The sequence below is a fragment of the Amycolatopsis sp. NPDC003676 genome (assembly GCF_053587275.1).
In genome coordinates, this window is the sequence record NZ_JBSFNS010000086.1 from 1 (window position 1) to 20,232 (window position 20,232).

The window sequence follows — 20,232 nt, forward strand, 5'->3', positions numbered from 1 at the left end:
ATCAATCGCCCCGCGCCCGTTCTCGCTCATCACCACCGGCGCGTCCAGCAACTCAGCAAGCCGAGCCAACAGCTTGAACGCCCGCGGATCCCGCACACGGCCGCGCCCGCGTCACCGACGGTGAGCGAGGCGAACTGCGGGTCGTACTTCTGCGCGATCTCGCGCACCGCGGTGTCGGAGATCGGGGTGATGCACTCGCCGGAGACCACCAGGCCCCTGCGGACCGCGCCGGAGCGAATCATCCGGTCCAGCAACAGGACTCCGGTCATCATGCCCGCGCACGCGTTGGACACGTCGAAGTGGATCGCCCGGTGCGCGCCGAGCTCGGAGCGCAGCATCAGCGCGAAGGACGGCTCGAGACAGAAGTCCTCGCCGCGGGTGCGGGTGATCGAGCAGGAGATGATCACATCCAGCTCGGCGGCCGCGTACCGGGAATTCGCCAGTGCCTCGCGCGCGGCGGCGAGGGCGATGCTGAACGAATCCTCCGGCCTGCCCTCGGCGTCGACGCCGCGCACCCGCCGCGCCGCCACCCCGCTGACCTTCTCCAGATCCAGCGGCGCGTCGATGGCCAGCTTGCTCATCAGCTCGGCCGTGGTCACCTCGCGGGCGGGCAGATACGCGCCGACGGCCTCGATTGTGGATTTCACCATGTGCTTGTTCACTTCCGAATATCGCGCGATGCACCGTCCTCCATCAACGCATCTCGCCGATCCTAGTCACAGACCTTCACTATTCGGTCACGCTCAACTAGATTGTGCCGGGGTGTGGAGTGCTGCCCGACGCCATGAACTCACCCTACTCGCCGCAGGTCAGCCCTGGTTGCCCGTACCGGAGCAAGGCCGCACAACCTCGTGGGGACGGCGAAAGTCAGGAGGCCGCAGCCGGGTGCACCGCCACGGTCGCGGCCTTCACCGACAGCGCCACCGCCGAGCCCGGCTCCAGGGCGAGTTCGGCGACTGCGGCCGGAGTGAGGTCGGCGGTCAGGCCGTGTGCCCAGCCGCCGCCCTCGGTTCGGACGCGGATCACCGGACCGTGCGGTTCCAGCGCCGCGACGACGGCGTCGGTCGTGTTGCGTGGGCTGCCGTGATGCTCGCCGTCGTGCGGGTAAACCGCGACGGCGTTCGGCTCGAACACCGCGACCGCCGCCTCGCCGACCACCGTGTCCGGCGTCAGCAAACCCGTCACCACCTCGCCCGAAGGCGTGCGCAGTCCGTCCGCCACCGCCACGCCGGACACCAGGTTCAGCCCGGCGATCCGCGCGGTGAAAGCGGTCCGCGGCGCCGCGAGCACCTCCCGCGTCGGGCCGCGTTCCACGATCCGGCCGCCGTTCATCACCGCCACGTGGTCGGCCAAGGCCAGCGCGTCCAGCGGATCGTGCGTGACCAGCACGGTGGTCGGGCCGTCGCGCAGCACCCGGCGCAGCAGACCGCGGATCGCCGGTGCCGAGTCCACGTCGAGCGCGGCGAACGGCTCGTCCAGCAACAGCAGATCCGGCGTGGACGCCAGCGCTCGCGCGATCGCCACCCGCTGCTGCTGCCCGCCGGACAGCTGGCTCGGCCGCCTGTTCGCGAATTCCGCCGCGTCCACTTCGGCCAGCCACCGCGAGGCGATCTCCCGCGCCTCCGCCCGGCTGGTACCGGTCGAGCGCGGCGAGAACGCGACGTTGTCCATTGCGGACAGATGCGGGAAAAGCAACGCGTCCTGGGACAGCAGGCCGACCCGCCGTTCGTGCGGCGGCAGGTCGACGCCGTTCCCGGCCAGCCGACGGTCGGCGAGCGTGACGTCGGCGGAGGTCACCGGCAGCAAACCGGCGAGGCTGCCGAGCACGGTGGACTTCCCGGAGCCGTTGGGTCCGAGCAGCGCGAGCACCGATCCGCCGGGCACGGTGAACTCGACGTCGAGCGAGAACTCGCCGCGGGTAAGCGCCAGCTTCGCCGACAGGGTCACCGCGGCCCGCCTTCCCACGACCGCGGCCGCGCGACCGCGATGACCAGGACGGCGACCGCGATGAGCAGCAACGCGAGCGCCACCGCGCTGTCGATGTCCACTTCGGCCTGCGTGTAGACCTCGAGCGGCAACGTCCGGGTGACGCCTTCCAGACTGCCCGCGAACGTGATGGTCGCGCCGAACTCCCCCAGCGCGCGGGCGAAGCTCAGCACCACACCGGAACCCAGCGCCGGAAGCAGCAACGGCAGTGTCACCCGGCGGAACACCGTCCACGGACGCGCGCCGAGCGTCGAGGCGACCTGCTCGTAGCGGTCACCGGACCCGCGCAGCGCGCCTTCCAGGCTGACGACCAGGAACGGCATCGCGACGAACGTCTGCGCGATCACCACCGCGGCCGTCGTGAACGGCACCTGCTCGCCGGTCAGCCAGTTGATCAAGATGCCGAGGAAACCCCTGCGGCCCAGCAGGTACAGCAGGGCCAGACCGCCGACCACGGGAGGCAGCACCAACGGCAGCAGCACGATCGACCGCAGCATCCGCACCCCCGGCACCCGCGAGCGGGCCAGCACGATCGCCAGCGGAACGCCGAGCACCACACAGGCCACTGTGGACAGTGCGGCGGTCACCAGCGACAGCCGGAGCGCGTTCAGCGACGAGGACGTGACCAGCAGCGACGGCAGCCGGGTGAGGTCGGACCGCACCAGGAGGCCGACGACCGGCAGCACCACGAGCGCGAGCGCGGCGACGGCGGGGAACCAGAGGATCAGGGGAACCCGGGCGTGCGGCGGCCGGGTCTCGGCCGCCGCGCCCGCCTTACTTGCCAGGGCCGAACCCGATCTTGGCCAGTTCGGCCTTGCCCTCGGTGCCAAGGATGAAGTCGTTGAACTGCTTCGCCAGCGCCGCCTGCGGGGCGTTCTTCACCACCGCGATCGGGTACTGGTTCACCGCGCCCGAGGACTCCGGGAAGTCGACCTTGTCCACTTTGCCCGCGGCCGACGTCGCGTCGGTGACGTACACCAGGCCGGCATCGGCGTCGCCCGACTGAACCTTGGCCAGCACCTGCTTGACGTTCGTCTCCTCGCTCACCGGCTTGAGCGCCTTGCCGGTGCTCTGCTCGACCTTCTGCGTGGCCGCACCGCACGGCACCTGCTGCGCGCACACGACCACGTTCAGGCCCGGCTTGGTCAGGTCGGCGAAGGTCTTGATGCCCTTCGGATTCCCCTTGGCCACGGCGATCGCGAGTTTGTTGGTGGCGAACACAGTCGGCTGGCCGTCGATCACGCCGTCCTGCACGGCCTTGTCCATGTTCTTCTGGTCGGCCGAGGCGAACACGTCGGCCTTGGCCCCGTTGTCCAGCTTCTGCACGAGCGCGGAGGAACCCTCGTAGTCGAAGGTGACCTTGACGCCCGGATGCGCGGCCTCGAACTGCTTGCCGAGCGCGTTGAAGGATTCGGTGAGCGAGGCCGCGGCGAACACGGTCAGCGTGCCGCCTCCCGGAGCGGGGGCGGACGCGGAACCGGCACCCTGGCTGGAGCTGGGCTGGTCGCTGGAACTGCAGGCGCCGGCGAACAACGCGATCGCCGCGGTTCCGGCGACGGCGAGGGCGAGTTTCTTCATCTGGATCCTTCCGGGGTTTCCACCACGACGGTGGTCGCCTTGACCACGGCGACCGCGAGCACGCCCGGGCGCAGCCCGAGTTCGCGGACCGCCTCGGTGCTCATCAGTGACACCACTCGGTGCGCCCCGCACTGCAGTTCGACCTGCGCCATCACCTTGTCGGCGACGACCTCGGTGACGAGCCCGACGAAGCGGTTGCGGGCGGAACGGCCGACCCCCGATGGGTCGTCCGGTTCGGACGCTTGCGCCCTGGCGAACCCGGCGAGCTGAGCGCCGTCGACGACCTTGCGGCCGGCGGCGTCGTCCGTCGCGGTCAACTGACCCGCGCGAACCCACCGGCGGACGGTGTCGTCGCTTACGCCGAGCAGCCGAGCGGCCTCGGACAACCGAAATTGCGGCATGGCCGGAACATTATCGCCGCAGATGCGGAAAAGCTATGCGGGATGCGCATTTTCGCGTAACGCTTCGAGCATTGCGAACTGATAACGCCCGAGGACTTTCCGTTCTGCGGAAGTGAACTCCGCGAGCACCTCGGCAAGCCGTCGCCGCTCCCGCCGCGAGATCGCGTCGAGCCGTTCGCGGCCCGCCTCGGTGATCGTCACGAGCACCTTCCGCCGGTCGGTCCGGTCGCGTTCGCGGAGCACCAGACCGGCCTTCGCCAACCGGTCGAGCACGCCGGTCACCGCACCCGTCGACAAGCCGGTGAGCTGCCCGATTCGGCCTGGGGTAAGGGAATCCGCAGTTTGCCCGGCGAGTTCGAGAGCTTGCAGCTCGGTCGCCGAGAGCCCTTCGCGGGCGGCGTCGCGAGCGTGCCGGAGGACGAGGTGCGTGCGCAGCTGAGCCGCCAGCGCCGCGAAGTGAGTCAGCTCACTATTCGTCTCAGCGGTGCTCACCGAGTGCCTCCACATCGGAACCGAGGGTGGTTTCCAGGATTTTCGCAAGACTGCCTTTTCCGACCGTGCAAGCTATCCTGAGCGTAATGACAGCAGTACATCTCGGGTTTCCTCGCGTCCCCGGCAACCGAGGCCCGTCCGGCACGCCCCGGCCCGAGCACCCCGGTCTCGTCGATTCCTTCGGCCGCGTCGCGACGGACCTGCGGGTCTCCCTCACCGACCGGTGCAATCTCCGCTGCACGTACTGCATGCCCGCCGAAGGGCTCGACTGGATGCCCAGCGACCAGGTCCTCTCCGACGACGAGCTGGTCCGGCTCATGCGGATCGCGGTGGAGATGCTCGGCGTCACCGACATCCGGCTCACCGGCGGCGAACCGCTGCTGCGCCCGGGCCTGGAACAGATCGTCGAGCGGATCACCGCCCTCGAACCGCGGCCACGGGTCTCCATGACCACCAACGGGATCGGGCTGGCCAAGCGCGCCCCCGGCCTCGTCTCGGCCGGGCTCGACCGGATCAACGTGTCGCTGGACACCATCGACCGCGAGCGCTTCGCCGAACTGACCCGCCGCGACCGGCTGCCGCACGTGCTGGCCGGCCTCGCCGCCGCCCGCGACGCCGGGCTGTCGCCGGTGAAGATCAACTCGGTGCTGATGCGCGGGTACAACGAGCACGAGGCGGTCCCGCTGCTGAAGTTCTGCCTTGAAGAGGGCTACCACCTGCGGTTCATCGAGCAGATGCCGCTCGACGCGCAGCACGGCTGGAACCGCCGCGACATGATCACCGCCGAGGAGATCCTCGCGATGCTCGGCGAGGCCTTCACCCTCAGCCCGTTCCCCGCTCCGCGCGGCGGAGCGCCCGCTGAGCGCTGGCTGGTTGACGGCGGCCCCGGCGACGTGGGCGTGATCGCCTCGGTGACCAGGCCGTTCTGCTCCGCCTGCGAGCGCACCCGGCTGACCGCCGACGGAGCCGTCCGCTCCTGCCTGTTCTCGAACGACGAGACGGACCTGCGTTCCCTCGTGCGCGCGGGCGCGCGCGATGAAGAGGTGGCGGACGCGTGGCGCGACACGATGTGGCGCAAGCTCGCGGGCCACGAGATCAACGAGGCCGGCTTCGCACAGCCGATCCGGCCGATGAGCGCGATCGGCGGCTGAGCGATGACCTCTCCCTCCTTGTCCTCTTCTTCTCCGGTGACAGTCGTCGTCCGGTACTTCGCCTCGGCACGGGCCGCGGCGGGCACTGAAGAGGAGAAGGTGGAGCTGACGGCGGGCGCGACGGTCGCCGACGCCGTCCAGGCGCTGCGCGAGCTGCACCCCGGGCAACTTTCCCGCGTTCTCGACGCGGCGAGCTTCCTGGTCAACGAGGTGGCGGTCCGCGATCGGGGCCGCGCGCTCAGTGACGGCTCCCACCTGGACGTCCTTCCGCCGTTCGCCGGCGGGTGAGCTCCCGGAAAGCCCCCGTTCTCCCGGCTGAGCGCCGCACTGACCGGCGGAGCCGCCGTTCCCGGCCGATTGGTCCGGACCACGGCGAATGGCGGCACTGGCGCGCTGAGCGGTCGGCACTCTTTATCCCTACTCTCCGAAGTGTTTCGCTCACGGCGTATTGGGGCACTTCAAAGAACCACTCGGCGGACAGTGGCCGACGGTTGACCAGTGGTTTAGAGTGCCCGCTCTTATCTGCTGCGAATGGCCCCTTGACGCGTTATCGACGTGACCCAAGCCTCACGATCCGTGAAATATCTCGGCTAGAAAACGGCCAGATAACGGCGCTCTGACCAGCGCAAACAGGCGGATCGAGGGAGGTTGCGTGCCGTTACTGTGACGTAGGTCACACCTCGAATGATTTCCGATCACGCTCGGAATTACGTACCGTCGCTTTTCGGTTGGCCCCGACCGACCAAGCAACACCGGGAATCCGTAGCGCCCAGCTCTGTCCAACGGATCCCCGGACCCATACCCCGAGCGAAAGCATTTCCGGACAGAGACGAGGGGACGAAGACGGCGCGTCGTGCGACGTCCGCGTCAGCCGCCCGGCAACGGGCGGACGGGCTCCCAACCCGACCCGCAGCATCGAGCTCGTAGGCGCAGGAATCGAGAAGTTTTCACATGTCGTACCGAGGCAAGCACCGCAAGATGTCCGCTGCCACCCGCACCATCGCCCGTGTCGCAGTCGCGGGTATCGCGGTCGGCGCTCCTCTCGCGATCGCCGCGACCCCCGCGTCGGCGACCAACTGGGACGCCATCGCGCAGTGCGAGAGCGGCGGCAACTGGAACACCAACACCGGCAACGGCTACTACGGTGGTCTCCAGTTCACCCAGAGCACCTGGAAGGCCTACGGCGGCACCGGCAGCCCGCAGGGCGCGTCGCGTGAGCAGCAGATCGCCGTCGCCGAGCGCGTCATGCAGGGCCAGGGCCCCGGCGCGTGGCCGGTGTGCAGCAAGAAGGCCGGCAGCTCGGCCTCCGCGCACAAGGCGACCCCGAAGAAGAGCACCGCCACCAAGAAGGCGGCCCCGAAGAGCGTTGCCCCGAAGAAGGTCACCCAGCCGGTGGCCGCGCTGGTGGCGAACTCCAACCCGAACGGTGACTACACCGTCAAGGCTGGCGACACGCTCTCGAAGATCGCCAAGGAGCACGGCATCCAGGGTGGCTACCAGAAGCTGCAGGACCTGAACAAGCAGTACGTGTCGAACGCGAACTTCATCGTGGTCGGCCAGAAGCTCGCCACCAAGTGAATCCGAGCCTCTTCGTGAGGCTGGTTCCGGCGCAGCGACTGCTGTGACAGAACGTCCGAAGGGCCCCACCGCGTCAAATCCCCTGGCGGTGGGGCCCTTCGTCGTGTCCGGGCTCGTGATTGTTCATGCCGGTGAGAACCGGCGTAGCCACTCACGAGGGGGTCAGGGCGAGTTGACCCATTCGTCGGTGCCGTCGGTGAAGTGCTGGTGCTTCCACACCGGAAGCCGCGCCTTCACCTCGTCCACCAGTTCCGCGCACGCGGTGAACGCCTGGCCGCGGTGCTCGGCGGCGACCGCGCAGGCGAGCGCGACGTCGCCGATCGTCAGCGCGCCCACGCGATGGCTCACGGCCACCGCCCGCACGCCCTTCCAGCGCGCCGCGAGGTCGTTGACCACCTCGGCGAGCACGTCGCCCGCCGTCGGGTGGCCCTCGTAGGTCAGATCGCGCACGCCCTTGCCGCCGTCGTGGTCGCGGACCACGCCGGAGAACGTGACCACGGCACCCGCCGCGTCGTCCTCCACCAGCTGCGCGTGCTCCTCGACCGACAGCGGCTGGTCGCTCACGGCCGCCCGCAGGATCCGGACCGCGGGACCGGCCTGCACCGGCTCGCGCGGATGGTCGCCACCGGCGAGCTGGTCCACCGCGTGGTCGAGGATGTCCTCCAGGACCCGCAGACCGTCCTTCACGCCGCCGCTCGACCCGGGAAGGTTCACGACGAGGGCCCGGCCCGCCACGCCGGCCACGCCGCGCGAGAGCACCGCGGTGGGCACTTTCGGCAGCCCGGCCGCGCGGATCGCGTCCGCGACGCCTGGCAGCTCGTAATCCAGCACCGCGCGGGTGACGTCCGGGGTCCGGTCCGTCGGCGAGATGCCGGTGCCGCCGGTCGTGAGGATCACCTGGACGCCGTCAGCCACCGCGGCCCGCAGCGCGCCGCCCACCGGATCGCCGTCCTCGACGACGACCGGCGGCGGAACGTCGTAGCCGCGGCCGGCCAGCCAGTCGACGAGCACCGGGCCGGTCTTGTCCTCGTAGACGCCTCGGGCGGCGCGATTGGACGCGACGATGACGCGCGCGGTGTTCATGGCCGCTCCCAGGTTCCGGTCTTGCCGCCGTCCTTGCGCAGCAACCGCACGTTGTCGAGCGTCGCGGCCGGGTCGACAGCCTTGATCATGTCGTGCAGCGTCAGCCCGGCGACCGCGACGGCGGTGAGCGCCTCCATCTCGACGCCGGTGACGTCCTTGGTCTTGGCCGTCGCGCTGATGTGGACCGCGGCACCGTCCAATTCGAACTCCACCTTGACCCCGGACAGCGCGATCTGGTGGCACAACGGGATCAGCTCGGGCACCCGCTTGGCGCCCATGATCCCGGCGATCCGCGCGGTCGCCAGCGCGTCGCCCTTGGGAAGGCCGCCTGCCGAAAGCAGGCCGACGACCTCCGCCGTGGTGTGGACGGTCCCGCCGGCGAGCGCGGTGCGCGCGGACGCCGTCTTGCCGGAAACGTCGACCATCCGGGCAGCGCCGGACTCGTCGACATGGCTGAGTTCACTCACGCCCGCGAGGCTACTGCGCAACTCCGCCCAAAGTACGTGAGGGGAACCCTGGGGGAATCAGATTCCCTCAGGGTTCCCCTCACGTACGGTCAGCTGGCGCGTTCGGCGCGGACGGCGTTGCGCACCGCTTCCGCGACCGCCGGAGCCACCGCGCTGTCGAACACGCTCGGCACGATGAACGACGCGTTGAGCTTGCCGTTGTCCACCACGTCGGCGATCGCGTCGGAGGCGGCCAGCAGCATGTTGTCGTCGATGTTGTGCGCGGCGGCGTCGAGCAGGCCGCGGAAGACGCCCGGGAACGCCAGGACGTTGTTGATCTGGTTCGGGAAGTCGCTGCGGCCGGTGGCGACGACCGCGGCGTGCTTCTGCGCCTCCAGCGGGTCGATTTCCGGGTCCGGGTTGGCCAGCGCGAAGACGACGGCGTCGTCGTTCATCGTGGCGACCTGCTCCGCGCCGAAAAGGTTCGGGGCCGAGACGCCGACGAAGACGTCCGCGCCGACCAGCGCGTCGTGCAAGGTGCCGGACTTGCGGTCCTTGTTGGTGTGCTCGGCGATCCACGTGAGGTTGTCGTCGAGGTTGCCGCGCTCGGGGTAGACGATGCCGTCGATGTCGGCGGCCACGATGTCGCCCGGGTTCTTGCGCAGCAGCAGGCGGATGATCGCCGAACCGGCCGCGCCGACCCCGCTGACCACGATCTTGCAGTCCTCGATGTTCTTCCCGACCACGCGCAGCGCGTTGCGCAGCGCGGCAACCACGACGATCGCGGTGCCGTGCTGGTCGTCGTGGAAGACCGGGATGTCCAGCTGCTCGCGCAGCCGCTTCTCGATCTCGAAGCAGCGCGGCGCGGCGATGTCCTCGAGGTTGATGCCCGCGTACACCGGCGCGAGCGCCTTGGCGATCATGATGATCTCTTCGGTGTCCTGGGTGTCCAGGCAGACCGGCCACGCGTCGACGTCGGCGAACTTCTTGAACAGCGCCGCCTTGCCCTCCATCACCGGCAGCGCGGCGGCCGGGCCGATGTTGCCGAGGCCGAGCACGGCGGAGCCGTCGGTGAGCACAGCGACGGTGTTGCGCTTGATGGTCAGCCGGCGCGCGTCCTCGGGGTTCGCGGCGATCGCCTGGCACACCCGGGCGACGCCCGGCGTGTACGCGCGGGAGAGGTCGTCACGGTTGCGGAGCGCGACCTTGGGGCTGACCTCGATCTTGCCGCCGAGGTGGATCAGGAACGTCCGGTCCGAGACCTTGCGCACGCGCACGCCCGGCAGCGAATCGAGCGCCGCGGTGATGTCCTGCGCGTGGTTTTCCGACAGCGCGTTGGCGCTGATGTCGATCACGATCGTGTCCGCGTGCGATTCGACGACGTCGAACGCCGTCAGCACGCCGCCGACGCGGCCGACCGCGGTGGTGAGATCGCCCGCGGCCGTGGACGAGGCCGGGGCCTCGACCCGGACGGTGATCGAATACCCGGGACCGGGAACCGGCATGACACGTACTCCCCGCTGGTGGAGTGGGTTAGGACGGCTCGAATCTAGTCCGGTGACCCGCGCCACCACACCCCAACCGGGTGACTGACCAGTAACTTCAGCCTCGTGAGTGTTCATCCCGGTGAGAACCGTGCCGAACACTCACGAGGGCCCGCAGGTCAGCGGTTGATCTCGGTCTCCGGGTGCACGTAAGGCACCTGCTCGAGCGGGAAGGCCAGGTCGCCGAACGGCGAAAGCGCTCCCTGCCGGTCCGAGGACAGCTCGGTGACCGGGTGTTCGCCCGGCTCGCCCGGCCACGTCGGGTCGATGCCCTTGCTCTGCTTGTCGCCCTTCGCCACTGCTTCCTCCGAGGCCCTCGTCCGGCAAACTCGACCACAGTCTGCCCGAACACGTCTCGTGCGCGCGCACCCGCCCGGTATCCTGGGTGTCTATGCCCGCGACCTCTCTGGCGGACTGGCTGCGTGCGGAGTCCGACGACGCACTCGCCGAACTGCTGCGCACGCGTCGCGATCTGTCCACCCCTCCTCCGTCCGACACCACCGTGCTCGCCACGCGCGCGGGCACGCCGGGGTCGGTCGCTCGCGCCTGCGAAGACCTCGACACGTTCACCCTCGCGGTGATCGACGCGCTGCTGGTCGCCGGTGCCGACATCGAGCCGACGCCGGTGTCCGCGGTGACGGCGCTGGTCGGCCGCGACGTCAGCGAACCGCTCGCCCGGCTGCGTACCCGGGCGCTCGTCTGGGGCGCCGACGACGAGCTGCGGGTGCCGCCCGCCGCGCGCGACGCGCTCGGTCCGTTCCCGGCTGGGCTCGGCGCACCGTCGCCCGCGCTGGCCGCCACCGACATCGACGCGCGGCTCGCGGAGGTCGGCGAGGACGAGCGGGCGGTGCTCACCGCGCTCGCCGCCGGGCCGCCGATCGGCCGCACCCGCGACGCGAGCTTCGATGTCGGCCTGTCCGACGCGGCCACCCCGGTGCAGAAGCTCCTCGCGCGCGGCCTGCTGCTGCGCCGTGACGACCAGACCGTCGAACTTCCCCGCGAACTCGGCCTGCTGCTTCGCGGCGGCCGGGCGTTCGAACCGGACACACTGGTCGAGCCGGAGCTGCCCGTCCATCCACATCGGACGGACACTGTGGACCAAACGGCCGCCGGTGAAGCCATGGAGTTGTTGCGGCAGACGGAATCCCTGCTGCGAATGTGGTCGGATGCGCCGCCGCCGGTGCTCAAAGCGGGCGGGCTCGGAGTGCGCGAGCTGAAGAAGGTCGCCAAGGACCTCGAAGTCGACGAGACCCGCGCGACGCTGCTCGTAGAGCTGGTCGTCGGCGCGGGACTCGTTGCGGACAGCGAAAACACCGCCCCCGAGTACGTGCCCACCATGCTTACCGACAGCTGGCTCGCGTCGCCGTCGGTGCAGCGGTGGATGACGCTCGCCCAGGCGTGGCTGGAGCTGCCGCGGCTGCCCGGTCTCGCCGGTGGCCGGGACGCGAAAGACAAGCCGATCGCGCCATTGTCCGAAGAGCTGCGACGACCGCTCGCGCCGGTTTCGCGGCATCGCGTGCTCAGTGCGCTAGCGGCGCTGAATCCCGGCGCAGGCGTGAAAAGCATCGACGAGCTGGTCGCCGTACTGGCTTGGCGCGCACCTCGACGAGGTGGCCGGTTACGCGACGAAACCGTGCGCTGGACGATGGCCGAGGCGACTGCGCTGGGTCTCGTCGGACTCGGCGCCCTCACCACCGCCACCCGGCTGTTGCTGGAAGACGACCGCCCCGGCGCGGTCGAAGCCATGCACGACGCGCTGCCCGCGCCGGTCGACCACGTGTTGGTGCAGGCAGACCTGACGGTCGTCGCGCCGGGCCCGCTGGAGCCGGAACTAGCGGCGGACATGGCCGCGGTCGCGGACGTCGAATCCGCTGGCCACGCAACGGTTTACCGCATCACCGAGCCGTCGGTGCGGCGCGCTCTCGACACCGGGCGGACCGCGGACGAGCTGCACGCGATGTTCCGCAACAAGTCGGCGACGCCAGTGCCGCAAGGCCTCACATACCTGATCGACGACGTCGCCCGCCGCCACGGCCGTTTGCGCGGCGGCACCGCGGGATCGTTCCTGCGCTGCGACGACGAGGCTTTGCTCGCCGAGGTGCTCGCTCATCCGGTAGCCGCGGAGTACGACCTGCGGCTGATCGCGCCGACTGTGCTGATCAGCTCCGCGCCTCTCGCTGAGGTGCTGGAAGCCTTGCGGGGCGCGGGTTTCGCCCCCGCGGCGGAGGGTCCGGACGGCCGAGTGGTCGACCTGCGTCCCACCGGACGTCGGCTGCCCGCCCGCGCCCGCGCGGCTCGCTCCCGGCCCGGTGAGCAGGCGGTGCTGACCGACGAGCAGGCAACGCGGATCGTGTCGAATCTCCGCGCGGGAGACCAGGCCTCGGCCCGCCGCCGGGGTTCCACGGTGCGCGCACCCGGTGGCGGCGGCGCGGACACGACGGCGACGTTGGATCTGCTTTCCCGCGCGACGCTTGAACAGCGCGAGGTGTGGATCGGTTTCGTCGACTCGCGCGGCACGGCGAGCCAGCGAGTGGTGCGGCCGCTGCGGGTCGGCGGCGGGATGCTGGAGGGTGCCAATCATGAGCGGTATCCGTTGCACCGCATCACTTCCGCCGCATTGGTCGAGGACTGACGCCGCCCCAATGTGGCATTGGGTGCATCTGACGCACCCAATGTGGCGTTCGGTGCGTTGAGCGCACCCAATGCCGCATTGGGGCGCTTTCGGTTGGGGGTACTGGAATGGCGCGGGCGAAGCGACGCGAGGCCGAGCGGCCGGGGAACGGGCGGGCGCGACGCGAAACTGAGCAGGATGGAACGAGCGAGGTAAATCGGCGAGGCGGAAATGCCCGCGGTCAGAGGTTGCGAAGCCCCTGCAGCACCCGTTCCATGAACTCCCTCGACGACCGGTCCCCCAGCACCAGATCGGTCTGGTGCAGCATCACGAGACCGATGTCGGCCATGTCGCCCACCAGCACCTTCACCACTCCGAGCGGCAGGTGCAGGTGTGCGGCGATCTCGGCGACCGACCGGGTGTCCAGGCACAGGTCGCAGATCCGCCGGTGCTCGATCGAGCGCACTCCGCGGTAGCGGCGGCCCTCGTCGCTGGTGGAGACCAGGGCTTCGAGCGCGAGGTTGTGGTCCGAGCGGGTCCGGCCGCGGGTTCGCGCGTACGGCCGCACGCGCGATTTCGTCGGCTGCGCGGGCGGTTCCGGCTGCGCGGGCTCCTCGCCGGACCAGAACCGGTCCAATTCGGACACGCCGGAGGCGGGACCAGGGTCGAGGTACCGATCCTCGGGTTCTTCGACCAGCGCGTGCCTGCTGCGGGTGGCTTGTTCGACGTGCTGACGCTGGTACGCCGAGCCTTCCGGCACCACGCGGTCATCCGCGCCGGGCGAACCGGCGTACTCGTCGAACGAGTACGGGTCGTGCACTGCCGGCCGCGGCGGGGGCGGCGGCTCTTCCCAGCGCTGAGTCTGCTGGGGCTCTTCCCAATAACCGGACTCGCCGTCTTCGACCCATTCGTAGCCGTCGTCCCAGTTCTCCTCCTCAACCGGAGCGGGAGCAGGAGGCGGCGGGGCCACCGGACGCGGGGCGACAGCCTGCTGCACCGGCCGCGGCGCAACCGGCGCGGGCCGAGGTGCGGGCTCCGGACGCCGAGCGGCAGGCGGCGGAGTAGGCGGAGGCGGCGTGGGCCGCGGCTGCCGATGCGGCAACCGCAGGCTCAGCGAACTCATGTCGTACCGGCTCGGCGAGTCGAACGACTCCCGTTCCGTGCCTTTGTGGAGGGCGTCCCAGGCGCCCGTGTCCTGGTCTCCGAAACCCGAGATCTTCATCGGCTACCCCAGCACCCCGCCGCCTTGCAGCTGCGCGCGCAGCTCCGGCGTGATCTGTTCGCCGACCCGCTCGACCAGCAGGGTCATCTCGTACGCCACCGTCCCGATGTCGCACGTCGGCGCGGCGAGCACGGCGAGACAGGACCCGTCCGAGACCGACATCAGGAACAGGTATCCGCGTTCCATCTCGACCACGGTCTGGTTCACGCCGCCCGCCTCGAAGCATCGCGCGGCGCCCTGGGTCAGGCTGATCAGCCCGGACGCCACCGCCGAGAGCTGTTCGGCGCGCTCCTGCGGCAAGCCTTCCGAAGGCGCGAGCATCAGTCCGTCCGCCGACACCAGCACCGCGTGCGCCGCACCCGGGACCCGGCGCACGAAATCCGAGATCAGCCAGCTGAACGTGCCCTGGTCCGCTGGCCGGTCGGAATCGGTCACTGCCCCTCCAAGCTCCTCGAACGCTGCCGGACGCCCGTTCGCCGTCTGCCGGCCATCCTCGCCCGGCCGCGGTGAAGTCGTCGTTCCAGCGTATTCACGCACCCGGTCGTGTCGAGCGTGTGCCCGGGCACGGTACGTGTCTGCCGGATGTAACGTCGCGCGAACGCATGCACAACCACGCATTCGCGGGTCACTCGGTGGTGGCGGCGGCCACCGTGCGCAGCGGGATGTCCGTGCAGGTCACCGCCGGTCCGACGCCCCGATCAGGGGCTGCCGGCCTCGGCCGCGAGGGGACAGGACTACTCAGCCTGCCCCGCTCGGAGGCACCACTCCCCGAAGCGGGTGAAGCGCGCGGAGTTCACTCCAACGGCCGCACCCGAGCCGGGGTGTAACGGGAATCTGGGAGTCGGCGTACGCCTCCTTCGCAGACGGCGGCGGGGACCGCGGACGGGGACTAGCCCGCCCGCAAAGCCGTGTCGTGCGCGATCGCGTGCTGCACGACGGAGATCAGCACCTGCTTCGCCGATTCCCGCTCCCGCGCGTCGCACGCCATGATCGGCACCGACGGCGAGATGGTGAGCGCGTGCCGCACGTCTTCGATCTGGTGGTGCAGCAGCCGGTCGAAGCAGTTGATCGCCACGACGTAAGGCAGCTTCCGGTTCTCGAAGAAGTCGATGGACGGGAACGCGTCCGCGAGCCGGCGCGTGTCCACGAGCACGACCGCACCGATCGCGCCGACGGCGAGGTCGTCCCACATGAACCAGAACCGGTGCTGGCCCGGCGTGCCGAACACGTACAGCACCAGGTCGGAGTCGAGCGAGATCCGGCCGAAGTCCATCGCCACCGTGGTCGTCGACTTGTTCGGCGTCGCCGACACGTCGTCGTGGCCCACGCTGGCCTCGGTCATCATGGCCTCGGTGGTCAGCGGGTCGATCTCGGAGATCGCCCCGACCATAGTCGTCTTGCCCGAACCGAACCCACCCGCGACCACGATCTTGGCCGACGAGGTCGGACCCGTCTGCGGTGTGTTCGCGTCGGAGTCAAATTCTCCGAAGCCCACTGAGCACCCTTTCCATGAACTCGATACTGGGGCGGTCGCCCGAATTCGTGCTGCTGCTCGTGTGCACGAGCACCAGGCCGAGGCCCGCCACGTCACCAATCAGCACTCGCACCACGCCGAGCGGCAGCCGCAGCAGCGCGGCCACCTCGGCGACCGACCGGGTGTCGAGGCACAGGTCGCAGATGGACCGGTGCTCCGGCACGCGGACGCGGTCAAGCACCCGGCCCTGCTCGCTCGTCGACACCAGGGCCTCGATCGCGAGGTCGTAGGTCGGTTTCGTGCGCCCGCGGGTGCGGAAGTAAGGCCGGACCAGCCCGGAGGTCTCCACCTCGGCGGGCTCGTCCACGTACTCGCCGGCCGCCTGCATCGGCAGCGCGGCGGCCAGCTCGTTCGACGACGGTCCGGGAGACCCGTCGCGTTCGGCGCTGAAGGCGGCGAACTCGGCCGAGTCGTACAGCGGTCCGCTCGCCCCGCCGAACAGCTCCGAACCGGGCCCGCCGAGCAGCCGCTCGCGGTACCCGGGCACCGCGGTGATGCCCGGCTGCTGCCCGGCGTTGGAATCGGTCAGCCAGTTCGGCGGTTCGCGCACCGGTTCGGAATCCGCGGCTTGGACGTCCCTCGAACGCCATTCGCGGTCGACCCGGTCCCGGAAGGACTTCCAGTCCTCCCGGCTCTGGTCCCGATCGCCCCAGCCCCCGGTGTGCTCGTCACCGAGCCGGCCGTCGCCGCGCAAGCGCCCGTCGTCCACGGTTTACTCCTGTAGTCCTAGGTCCGCCTAGCGACGGACCGCAGCGCCCTGCAGTTGTGCCCGCATCTCCGGTGTCAGCTGCTGGCCGACCCGTTCGACCAGCAGCGTCATTTCGTACACCACCAAGCCGATGTCGCTCTCCGGCGAGCCAAGCACCGCGAGGCACGAGCCGTCGGACACCGACATCAGGAAGAGAAATCCGTTCGCCATCTCGACCACGGTCTGCGCGACCGGGCCGCCCTCGAACACCTTCGCCGCCCCGCGCGCGAGGCTGGTCAGCCCCGAGGCGACGGCCGCCAACTGGTCCGCCCGGTCCTTCGGCAGCCCGCGCGAAGACGCGAGCAGCAGACCGTCGGCCGAGACGACCACCGCGTGCGCCGCACCGGGCACCCGGTGGACGAAGTCCGTGATCAGCCACGCGAAGCTGCTCGCCGCGCTGCCGCCGGCCTGCCTGCCGTTCGGCTGCACCGAGCCGCCTCCCGGCTGCACTCCCGCCCGTGTCACTCTCGCTCCTCACTGCTGTCGCTCACATACCCGGCCCCGGTGACGCGAACCCCGTCGTCGTCGAGCCGGGCGTCCGGCGGCCGCTCCTTCAGTGCGTGCCTTCCGGACTTGTACCCACGCTGGAAGCTTGCCATCCGGCTGCGGGCAGCCGTCGCCGAGCGGGTGATCGCACCCGTTCCGGGCATTCCGGTGGTCGCGTCGGTGAACGAGTTCTGCTGCGCCGGTTCCGGCGCGTTGCCGATCGAGCCGGGGACCAGGTACGCGTTGGGCACGCGCTTGGGCAGCCCGGCGGACGTGATCTCCTCGTTCTTGGATTCGAGCAGCGACTGCGCCGCGTGCCAGCCCTCGTCGGAGACGCTGTGCCAGCTGTCGTCCTCCGGCTCGTCGGAACCGGGGTAGAGCGGCGTCGATTCGAGGGCCGCCGGCTCGGGTCGCCGCTCGGGCTCGGCGGCTCGGGTCTCCTCCGGTTCGGCCGGAGCCGCGGGGGCCTCGGGAGCCGCGGCGGTTTCCGGTTCCGGTGCGGCGGACTGGGGCGTTGCCGCGCCGTTCTCGCCGTCCTCGCCCTCGCTGAACCAGCGCGACAGCACCGACTGGTAGATCGGCAGCCGCCGGGTGGGCACGTCGTCCTCGAGCGCGGCGGAACCGTCCGGCTCGGCGGGCGGCTGCTCCTTCGGAGCTTCCGGCGCGACGTACTTCGGCTCCCGCTTCGGCAGCACCAGCGGCGGGAACTCGGTCTGCGCCAGGCTCGCGCCCTCGCCGTAGGACTCGCGCGTGAGCGGCGCGAGGTCTTCCGCGGTCGGCCACGCCGGCGTTTCCGAGGCAGGCGTCGCCGGGCTGAGGAACGGACCGGCCGCGCGGTTGCCCGCGACGAGGTCGTCGAGGCTGATCGGCTGGTCGAGCGGAACCAGACCGCCGTTCTCCGACGCTCCGCCGTTCGAACCCATCGCCTCGGTCAATTCGGCGGCCGCGGGCGGCGGCGCGAGCGGAAGCGGGTTCGGCGGCTCCGGCTCGCGGTTCAGCGGCGGCAGGCTCGGGTGCGAAACCTCGTTGCGGTTCGGCGGCGGCGGGGTGTTCCGCATCGTCGGCGAAACGGTCCGGACCTGGGTGAGCAGCTCGACCGGGACCACGACGCGGGCGATCACGCCGCCCTCGATGTCCTCGTTCTCGCGCAGCCGCACCTCGATGCCGTGGCGCTGGGCCAGCCGGGCGACCACGTACAGACCCATTCGCCGGGTCACCGACACGTCCAGGTCCGGCGGGTCGGCGAGGCGCTCGTTGACCTCGGCGAGGCGTTCCTCGGTCATCCCGACGCCGTGGTCGGTGACCTGGATCGCCAGCGCCTTCTTGCGCGTGATGACCGCGCGGACGGTGATCTTGGTTTCCGGTTCGGAGAAGTACGTCGCGTTGTCGAGCAGTTCCGCGAGCACGTGCACGAGGTCGTGGATCGCGAGGCCCTGCACCGCCACCTCGGGCACGATGCCGATCTCGATGCGGGCGTACTGCTCGATCTCCGACACCGCCGCGCCGATCACGTCGGCCGCCGGCACCGGCTTCGGCACCGACTTCGCGAGGCCCGCGCCCGAAAGCACCAGCAGCGATTCGCCGTTCCGGCGCAACCGGGTCGCCAGGTGGTCGAGTTCGAACAGGCTCGCGAGATGGTCCGGGTCCTGCTCGTCGGCCTCGAGCCGGTCGATCACGCCGAGCTGGCGTTCCACCAGCCGCTGCGACCGCCGGGAGAGGTTCACGAAGATGCCGTTGACGTTCTCGCGCAGCAGTGCCTGTTCGGCGGCCATCTTGACCGCCTGCTCGTGCACCACGTCGAACGAGCGCGCCACTTCGCCGATCTCGTCGCGGGTGAGGACCGGAACCGGGTCGACCGCCTTCTTCGAGGCGTTGACCGGGTCCGGGTCGTCCAGGATGGCCTGCACGGTTTCCGGCAGCCGGGTGTAGGCGACGTCCAGCGCGGTCTTCCGCAGCACCCGCAGCGGGCGCAGCATCAGGCGGGCGATGACGAGCATCAGCATCAGCGCGGCGACCAGCGCGGCGAGGACGATGACCCCGCCGACCCACGCCGAGCGGACCGCGTTGCTGGCCAGTTCGTCGGCCTGCGCGCGCAGCTGGGTCAGCAGGTTGACCTCGACCGCGCGCAGCTTGTCGGCGGCGACGGTGGAGTCCTGGCCGAGCTTGGTGCCGTCGAGGTTGAGCGGCTGGCTCTGCTGGGCGAAGGAGAAGGCCTGCGTCTGCAACCGCCGACGCTCGTCGACCTCGGGTCCGGAGTAAGTGTCGTTGTAGAGCTGGACCTGGTCGCCGGTGGCGTTGGCCAGGAAGGCGGTGATCGACGCGTCGCCGCTGGCCTCGGCGGCCCGGGTCTCGTCGATCAGGTTGCCGGGGAAGTTGTCGCGGAACGCCGCGATCTGCAGCGCGGAGTCGCCGCGGAGGATGAACTCCTTCGCCTCGCTGATCGACTGCGTGCTCGTGCCGAGACGGAGCAGGTCGCGGTCGGTCGTCGCGGTGGAGACCTCGCGGCCGAGCTGGATCAGCGAGTCGAGCACCGAGGAGTAGGTGTCGAGCACCGCGCGGTCGGAGTAGGCCGACGTGGTCATCGCCGCGCGCAGCGGGCGCAGCGCGTCGAGGCGCTGGAGGCCGTGCGCGTAGCGGTCGCTGGCCGCCTGGTCTTGGTTGTCGAGGTTGACCGCGGCGTTGCGCAGGTCGTCGACGTCACGGTCGACCTTCGCCATCTGCGCGTCGAGGCCGGTCTGGCGCAGCGGGTCGCCCGAGGAGATCCGGACCACGGCCAGCGCGCGCTCGCGCTGCAGGTCGTGCACCACCGCGGTGACCTTCTCGGCGAAGGCGACCTGGTTGGCGGTGTGGTTGAGGTCGACCGCCGACCGCACGTCGTCGACCACGCGCAGGACGCCGAGGACCAGCGCGGTGATCGTGGGAATGAGGAGAATGAGCGCGAGCTTGGACCTCAGCCGCCAGTTGCCGAGCGCCAGCCAGGACCGCTGCTGCGCGGTCCCCGCGTTCTCCTGAGCGGAGGCCTCCCCTGCCCCCGCGGTGTCTTCGTTCGGCACCGCCGCACCACCGTCCGGGCCCGAGGGGCCCGTTGATTCCGAACCTGCCGTGCTCGTGGCCACTACGCGCACGCTCCCGGCAGGTAATCCGCCACCTGAGTGGTCTGGACCGCGCCCCGGACTGTTACACCCTTTCGAGTGAAAAGATCGACTTCCCGGTGCGGCTGCCCGTCGCCTCGGGCGCGGAATCGGTTCAGGTCTGGCATGACGTTCGGTCCCCGCACGTGGTCGATCTCTTGGTCCGTTCGGCCGAGGCCACCCTCCGCCGGCTAGTAGCCGACGTGTGCGGAGAGCCTTTTCGCATGTCCTGCTCTCACTA

General features: G+C 70.3%; 20 protein-coding genes. 4 read left to right on the plus strand and 16 right to left on the minus strand.

Features of this window, described 5'->3' with window-relative positions; genetic code table 11:
• Positions 1-29 precede the first annotated feature (29 nt).
• The 6 genes from ACWDNU_RS33770 to ACWDNU_RS33795 all read right to left on the minus strand — a co-directional run bounded on the left by ACWDNU_RS33770 (position 30) and on the right by ACWDNU_RS33795 (position 4,457).
• Entirely contained in the window at positions 30-662 is a 633-nt protein-coding gene (locus ACWDNU_RS33770) for a hypothetical protein (RefSeq protein WP_449671850.1), read from the minus strand.
• A 205-nt stretch (positions 663-867) separates the two neighbouring features.
• The gene (locus ACWDNU_RS33775) at positions 868-1,947 is read right to left on the minus strand and encodes a sulfate/molybdate ABC transporter ATP-binding protein (RefSeq protein WP_449671851.1); all 1,080 of its coding nucleotides are present in this window, start codon (positions 1,945-1,947) and stop codon (positions 868-870) included.
• Entirely contained in the window at positions 1,944-2,711 is a 768-nt protein-coding gene (locus ACWDNU_RS33780; RefSeq protein ID WP_449671864.1) for an ABC transporter permease, read from the minus strand. Before ACWDNU_RS33780 ends, ACWDNU_RS33775 begins: the two co-directional genes overlap by 4 nt.
• Positions 2,712-2,760: 49 nt before the next feature.
• Positions 2,761-3,564 (minus strand): molybdate ABC transporter substrate-binding protein, encoded by an 804-nt coding sequence (modA, locus tag ACWDNU_RS33785; RefSeq protein WP_449671852.1) that lies wholly within the window; start codon positions 3,562-3,564, stop codon positions 2,761-2,763.
• On the minus strand, positions 3,561-3,965 hold the full coding sequence (locus ACWDNU_RS33790; RefSeq protein ID WP_370933788.1) for a TOBE domain-containing protein: 405 nt from the start codon (positions 3,963-3,965) through the stop codon (positions 3,561-3,563). Before ACWDNU_RS33790 ends, modA begins: the two co-directional genes overlap by 4 nt.
• Positions 3,966-3,998: 33 nt before the next feature.
• Complete coding sequence (locus ACWDNU_RS33795) at positions 3,999-4,457, minus strand: MarR family transcriptional regulator (RefSeq protein WP_449671853.1); 459 nt, start codon at positions 4,455-4,457, stop codon at positions 3,999-4,001.
• Between the two features lie 86 nt (positions 4,458-4,543).
• Here ACWDNU_RS33795 and moaA point away from each other — a divergent pair, with 86 nt between their 5' ends.
• The 3 genes from moaA (at position 4,544) to ACWDNU_RS33810 (ending at position 7,186) form a co-directional block, all read left to right on the plus strand.
• Positions 4,544-5,608, plus strand: coding sequence for a GTP 3',8-cyclase MoaA (moaA, locus tag ACWDNU_RS33800; protein WP_370933786.1), 1,065 nt, complete (start codon positions 4,544-4,546; stop codon positions 5,606-5,608).
• 3 nt (positions 5,609-5,611) lie between these two features.
• Positions 5,612-5,896, plus strand: coding sequence for a MoaD/ThiS family protein (locus ACWDNU_RS33805; RefSeq protein ID WP_370933785.1), 285 nt, complete (start codon positions 5,612-5,614; stop codon positions 5,894-5,896).
• 663 nt (positions 5,897-6,559) lie between these two features.
• Entirely contained in the window at positions 6,560-7,186 is a 627-nt protein-coding gene (locus ACWDNU_RS33810; protein ID WP_449671854.1) for a transglycosylase family protein, read from the plus strand.
• Between the two features lie 162 nt (positions 7,187-7,348).
• Here the strand turns inward: ACWDNU_RS33810 and ACWDNU_RS33815 are convergent, their stop codons facing one another.
• The 4 genes from ACWDNU_RS33815 to ACWDNU_RS33830 form a co-directional block, all read right to left on the minus strand.
• Positions 7,349-8,269, minus strand: coding sequence for a molybdenum cofactor biosynthesis protein MoaE (locus ACWDNU_RS33815; RefSeq protein ID WP_449671855.1), 921 nt, complete (start codon positions 8,267-8,269; stop codon positions 7,349-7,351).
• The gene (gene moaC / locus ACWDNU_RS33820; RefSeq protein WP_354751069.1) at positions 8,266-8,736 is read right to left on the minus strand and encodes a cyclic pyranopterin monophosphate synthase MoaC; all 471 of its coding nucleotides are present in this window, start codon (positions 8,734-8,736) and stop codon (positions 8,266-8,268) included. The genes ACWDNU_RS33815 and moaC overlap by 4 nt, the downstream gene beginning before the upstream one ends.
• Before the next feature lie 89 nt (positions 8,737-8,825).
• On the minus strand, positions 8,826-10,220 hold the full coding sequence (locus ACWDNU_RS33825; RefSeq protein WP_344264875.1) for an NAD-dependent malic enzyme: 1,395 nt from the start codon (positions 10,218-10,220) through the stop codon (positions 8,826-8,828).
• A gap of 158 nt (positions 10,221-10,378) precedes the next feature.
• Entirely contained in the window at positions 10,379-10,558 is a 180-nt protein-coding gene (locus tag ACWDNU_RS33830; RefSeq protein ID WP_037807827.1) for a hypothetical protein, read from the minus strand.
• A 92-nt stretch (positions 10,559-10,650) separates the two neighbouring features.
• On the opposite strand from ACWDNU_RS33830, the gene ACWDNU_RS33835 reads away from it, so the two are divergent.
• A complete protein-coding gene (locus tag ACWDNU_RS33835; RefSeq protein ID WP_449671856.1) occupies positions 10,651-12,891 on the plus strand; it encodes a helicase-associated domain-containing protein in 2,241 nt (746 codons plus the stop codon).
• Between the two features lie 220 nt (positions 12,892-13,111).
• Here the strand turns inward: ACWDNU_RS33835 and ACWDNU_RS33840 are convergent, their stop codons facing one another.
• From ACWDNU_RS33840 to ACWDNU_RS33865, 6 genes are all read right to left on the minus strand, one after another.
• On the minus strand, positions 13,112-14,092 hold the full coding sequence (locus ACWDNU_RS33840) for a DUF742 domain-containing protein (RefSeq protein WP_370933781.1): 981 nt from the start codon (positions 14,090-14,092) through the stop codon (positions 13,112-13,114).
• Between the two features lie 3 nt (positions 14,093-14,095).
• A complete protein-coding gene (locus ACWDNU_RS33845; protein ID WP_009083953.1) occupies positions 14,096-14,527 on the minus strand; it encodes a roadblock/LC7 domain-containing protein in 432 nt (143 codons plus the stop codon).
• A gap of 454 nt (positions 14,528-14,981) precedes the next feature.
• Positions 14,982-15,587: a GTP-binding protein gene (locus ACWDNU_RS33850; protein ID WP_370933780.1), complete on the minus strand. Its 606-nt coding sequence runs from the start codon at positions 15,585-15,587 to the stop codon at positions 14,982-14,984.
• On the minus strand, positions 15,568-16,335 hold the full coding sequence (locus tag ACWDNU_RS33855; protein ID WP_116204131.1) for a DUF742 domain-containing protein: 768 nt from the start codon (positions 16,333-16,335) through the stop codon (positions 15,568-15,570). Before ACWDNU_RS33855 ends, ACWDNU_RS33850 begins: the two co-directional genes overlap by 20 nt.
• Before the next feature lie 27 nt (positions 16,336-16,362).
• Complete coding sequence (locus tag ACWDNU_RS33860; protein WP_369871052.1) at positions 16,363-16,839, minus strand: roadblock/LC7 domain-containing protein; 477 nt, start codon at positions 16,837-16,839, stop codon at positions 16,363-16,365.
• Positions 16,836-19,913: a sensor histidine kinase gene (locus ACWDNU_RS33865; protein ID WP_370933779.1), complete on the minus strand. Its 3,078-nt coding sequence runs from the start codon at positions 19,911-19,913 to the stop codon at positions 16,836-16,838. The genes ACWDNU_RS33860 and ACWDNU_RS33865 overlap by 4 nt, the downstream gene beginning before the upstream one ends.
• Positions 19,914-20,232 lie beyond the last annotated feature (319 nt).